This window comes from Promicromonospora kroppenstedtii DSM 19349 (assembly GCF_000515355.1).
Classification (GTDB): domain Bacteria; phylum Actinomycetota; class Actinomycetes; order Actinomycetales; family Cellulomonadaceae; genus Promicromonospora; species Promicromonospora kroppenstedtii.
In genome coordinates this window covers 35,172-38,844 of the sequence record NZ_KI911635.1, presented here as the reverse complement: position 1 = coordinate 38,844, position 3,673 = coordinate 35,172, and the positions used below count along the sequence as shown (strand labels likewise).

Annotated in this window: 2 protein-coding genes; both read right to left on the bottom strand. The window is 73.8% G+C overall.

The window, feature by feature from the left end:
• Positions 1–1,647: urocanate hydratase (locus PROKR_RS07370; protein ID WP_084800300.1), on the bottom strand; the 1,647-nt coding region annotated here is incomplete at its 3' end.
• Between the two features lie 49 nt (positions 1,648–1,696).
• Positions 1,697–3,421, bottom strand: a complete 1,725-nt coding sequence (hutH, locus tag PROKR_RS07365; protein ID WP_245605734.1) for a histidine ammonia-lyase — start codon at positions 3,419–3,421, stop codon at positions 1,697–1,699.
• Positions 3,422–3,673: the final 252 nt, after the last annotated feature.

Below are 3,673 nucleotides of genomic sequence, written 5' to 3'. Positions count from 1 at the left end.
CCCGCCGCGCTCCGCCGCCGCGGCGGCGTCGTCGTACCCGGCGTCCACGTGCCGCAGCACGCCCGTGGCCGGGTCGTTCGCGAGCACCCGGGCGAGCTTCTCGGCCGCGAGTGGCGTCCCGTCCGCGACGGAGACCTGACCCGCGTGGATCGACCGCCCCATGCCGACGCCACCGCCGTGGTGCAGCGACACCCACGTGGCGCCCGACGCGGTGTTCATCAGGGCGTTCAGCAGCGGCCAGTCCGCGATGGCGTCGGAGCCGTCAGCCATCGACTCGGTCTCGCGGTACGGGGACGCCACCGAGCCCGAGTCCAGGTGGTCGCGCCCGATCGCGAGCGGCGCGGAGATCTCCCCCGACGCGACGAGCTCGTTGAACCGCAGCCCGGCGACGTCGCGCTCCCCGTGCCCGAGCCAGCAGATCCGGGCGGGCAGCCCCTGGAACGCGACGCGGTCCTGGGCGGCACGGATCCAGCGGCCCAGGTGGTCGTTGTCGGGGAACAGGTCGAGCACGGCCTTGTCTGTCACCGCGATGTCCTTCGGGTCCCCGGAGAGCGCCGCCCACCGGAACGGGCCCTTGCCCTCGGCGAACAGCGGGCGGATGTACGCGGGCACGAACCCCGGGAACTCGAACGCCCGGCCGTACCCGCCCTGGCGGGCCTCGTCGCGGATCGAGTTGCCGTAGTCGAACACCTCGGCGCCCGCGTCCTGGAAACCGACCATCGCCTCGACATGGCGGGCCATCGACTCCCGCGCCCGGTCCGTGAACCCCTCGGGGTCCTTCTCCGCCTCCGAAGCCCAGTCCTCCAGCGCCACCCCGGACGGCAGGTACGACAGCGGGTCGTGCGCCGACGTCTGGTCGGTCACGACGTCGACCTCGACACCCCGGCGCAGCAGCTCCGGCACGACGTCGGCCGAGTTGCCGACCACAGCCACCGACAGCGCGCGCCGGTCCCGCTTGGCCGCGAGCGCCAGCTCCACACCCTCGTCCAGCGAGGACGCGACGACGTCGAGGTAGCGGGTCTCGACGCGCCGGTGCAGGCGCGCCGGGTCGACGTCGACCACGAGGCACACGCCGCCGTTGAGCGTCACGGCCAGGGGCTGGGCACCGCCCATGCCGCCGCAGCCGCCGGTCAGGGTGAGGGTCCCGGCCAGCGTGCCGGAGAACCTCTTGGCGGCGACGGCGGCGAACGTCTCGTACGTGCCCTGCAGGATCCCCTGGGTGCCGATGTAGATCCAGGAACCGGCCGTCATCTGCCCGTACATCGTCAGGCCGAGCTGTTCGAGGCGACGGAACTCGGGCCAGCTCGCCCAGTCCCCCACCAGGTTGGAGTTGGCGATCAGCACGCGCGGGGCCCACTCGTGCGTCCGCAGCACGCCCACCGGGCGGCCCGACTGCACCATCAGCGTCTCGTCCTCGCGCAGGTCGGTGAGCGAGCGGACGATCGCGTGGTAGCTCGGCCAGTCGCGCGCCGCCCGGCCGGTGCCGCCGTAGACCACCAGGTCGTCGGGCCGCTCGGCCACCTCGGGGTCGAGGTTGTTCATGAGCATGCGCAGCGGCGCCTCGGTCTGCCAGCTCCGGGCGGTCAGGGTGGTGCCGCGCGGGGCGCGGACGGCGACGGGGGTCCCCCGGTCGTACGGCTGGTTCACTTCGGTCTCCTTCGACTCAGGTCGGCGGGTTCGGGCCGGTTCGGCAGATTCAGTGGAGCTGTCCGACGGCGCCCGCGGCGGCCGCCGCGACCTGTCCGCCGGTCACGAGCCCCACGACGTGCTCGATCTCGGGGGCCAGGTAGCGGTCGGGTCCGGGGCCGGGCACGACGGCACGGACGACGTCGTGAACCGCGCCCGTTCCCGCGGCCGGGGCCTCCTCCCGCAGGTCGAGGGCGCGCGTGGCCGTCAGCACCTCGATCGCGAGCACGCGGGTGAGCCCGTCCACGGAGCGGCGCAGCTTGCGGGCGCCGGACCAGCCCATGGACACGTGGTCCTCCTGCATGGCGGAGCTCGGGATCGAGTCCACGCTCGCGGGCGTGGCCAGGCGCTTCAGCTCCGAGACGATCCCGGCGGCCGTGTACTGGGCGATCATGTGGCCGGAGTCGACGCCGGGGTCGGCCGCGAGGAACGCGGGCAGCCCCTCGGAGCGTGCGACGTCGAGGAACCGGTCGGTGCGCCGCTCGCTCATGCTGGCGAGGTCGGCGGCCGCGATGGCGAGGAAGTCGAGCACGTAGGCGACGGGCGCCCCGTGGAAGTTGCCGTTCGACTCGACGCGCCCGTCCGTCGTGACGACGGGGTTGTCGATCGCGGACGCCAGCTCCCGGCCCGCGACCGTCGCGGCATGGTCCAGTGTGTCGCGGACGGCGCCGTGCACCTGCGGCGCGCAGCGCAGCGAGTAGGCGTCCTGCACACGGGTGCACGCGGGATTTCCGGCGTCGTCCAGCTCGCGGTGGCTCGCCATCAGGGGCGAACCCGCCAGCAGGCGGCGCAGGTTCGCCGCCGACGCCGCCTGACCCGGGTGCGGGCGCATGCCGACCAGGTCCTCGGCGAACGGTGCGTCCGAGCCGAGGAGGGCCTCGACGGACAGGGCTGCGGCGACGTCGGCCGTGGTGAGGAGGCGGCGCAGGTCGTGGATCGCGAGGCAGAGCATGCCGAGCATGCCGTCGGTGCCGTTGATGAGGGCCAGGCCCTCCTTCTCGGCGAGGACGAGGGGCTCGATCCCCGCGTCGGCAAGGGCTTGGGCGGCGTCGACGAGGGCGCCGTCGTCGACGGTCGAGCCCGTGTGGCCGGTCGAGCCTGTCGAGACGCCCGCCCGGACGACCCGCACCTGCCCCTCCCCCATGGCGGCGAGCGCCACGTGGGCGAGCGGCGCGAGGTCGCCGGAGCAGCCGAGCGACCCGTACTCGTGCACGACGGGCGTGATGCCGGCGTTGAGCATCCCGGCGTAGGTCTGCGCCGTGACCGGACGGGCGCCCGTGTGTCCGGTGACCAGGGTGGCGAGCCGCAGGAGCTGCAGCGCCCGCACCACCTCGGTCTCGACGTGCGCGCCCGAACCCGCGGCGTGCGAGCGCACGAGGCTGAGCTGGAGCTGGGCCCGCATCTCGGTGGGGATGTGCCGGCGGGCGAGCGCGCCGAAGCCGGTGGAGACGCCGTAGTGGGGCACGGTGTCGTGGGCGAGGTCGTCGATGACGGCTCGGGTCCGGGCCATGCGGGCCAGCGCGGTCTCATGGATCTCGACGGACGCGCCGTAGCGGGCGACGGCGACGACCTGCTCGACCGTGAGCGGGGTGCCGTCGAGGACGACGTGCCCGGGCAGGTCGCTGTTCTGCCGGTCCTGGTGCTGGTCCTGGTCCTGGTGCTGCTGGTCCTGGGGCAGCCGAGTGCCGGCCGCGCCGGTGGCGGGCGTCGTCGCCGCGTCGTGCAGGGTGCTCATGCGCTCATGGAACCCCGCCGCGCGCCCCGTGGCGCGGCCGGAACCAGCGATAGAGTCTGGGATACAAGACATACGCCCCGAGCCAGGCCCAGGGTGCGGGGCGTGGAGTGCGTGTGGTCGGTAGTTCGGGGTGGTCGGTAGAACGTCAGGTGGTCGGCAACCCGAGTTACCGACCACCTGACGTTCTACCGACCACCCCGAACTGCCGACCAGCCACCTCAGCATCACCGCCCCGCACCAGCGCCCGCAGCC

Coding starts and splice junctions, on each gene's coding strand:
- hutH (WP_245605734.1), bottom strand. CDS start 3,421: ATGAGCACCCTGCACGACGCGGCGACGACGCCCGCCACCGGCGCGGCC.